Genomic DNA, 1,121 nt, shown 5'->3' with positions numbered 1-1,121 from the left:
CCCGTCAAGGCCCCGCCGGTCCACCGATATCGCGCTGTGACCGGCAGAAAGTTTCGGCTAGCATTCGCGCCGCCTCAGGCCCGAACACGGGAGGACCCCTGGACAGGATCAGCAGCCGCGTGACGATCGCGGAGATCGCCGAACAGGCCGGAGTGTCGGTTCCGACGGTCTCCAAGGTCCTCAACGGCCGCTCCGACGTCGCCGAGGCCACCCGACTGCGGGTCCAGCAGGTGATGGCCGACCGCGGCTACCAGCGGCGCAAGCCCGGGACGCTCCGGCGCGTCGGCCTCGTGGACATGGTGCTGCCCACCCTCGACTCCCCCTGGATCGTGGAGGTGCTGCGCGGCGCCGAGGCGGAGGCCAGGAAGGCGGGCGCGCAGGTCGTCCTCACCTCAGCCGAGGACGGCCCCGCCGGCGACCGGCAGTGGCTCGACCGGCTGGCCTCCCGCCGCTCCGACGGCCTGGTACTGGTGGTGAGCGAGGCGGCACCCGAGGCGGTCGAGCAACTGGCCGCCCTGCACACGCCCATCGTGCTGCTCGACCCCGTGGGCGGGAGCGACCCCTCCTTCGCCACGGTCGGCGCCACCAACTGGGCCGGTGGCCTCAGCGCCGTCGAGCACCTGGTGTCCCTCGGCCACCGCCGGATCGGCGTCATCTCCGGGCGTCCCCAGCTGGTGTGCAGCCAGGAACGCATCGAGGGGTACCGCGCCGCACTCGGCCGCGCCGGGATCCCCGTCGACGATGACCTCGTGCACTTCGGCGACTTCCGGCCGCGCGGCGGCCGGCTCTGCGCGCAGCAGATGCTCGACCTGCCCGACCCCCCGACCGCGATCTTCGCCGGCTCCGACATGCAGGCCGTCGGCGTCTACCAGGAGGCATCGGTGCGCGGCCTGCGCATCCCCGAGGACCTCTCCGTCGTCGGGTTCGACGACATCGCGTTCTGCGAGCACATGACACCGCAGCTCACGACCGTGCGCCAGCCGCTGGCCCGGATGGCGAGCGAGGCCGTGCGGCTGGTGCTGGCGGCGGAGGACACCGCGGGCGCAACCGGCGCACCCCCACCACGCGTGGAGCTCGCCACCCACCTGGTCCTCCGGGAGAGCACGGGCCCAGCCCCCGAC

General features: G+C 73.4%; 1 protein-coding gene. It reads left to right on the top strand.

What is annotated here, in order from left to right:
• Window positions 1-119: 119 nt before the first annotated feature.
• A partial coding sequence (locus tag HF577_RS37185) for a LacI family DNA-binding transcriptional regulator (RefSeq protein WP_312859632.1) occupies window positions 120-1,121 on the top strand: 1,002 nt, incomplete at its 3' end.

It is taken from the genome of Pseudonocardia xinjiangensis (assembly GCF_012911925.1).
Lineage (GTDB): Bacteria > Actinomycetota > Actinomycetes > Mycobacteriales > Pseudonocardiaceae > Pseudonocardia > Pseudonocardia xinjiangensis.
This window is presented reverse-complemented; position numbering and strand designations above follow the sequence as displayed.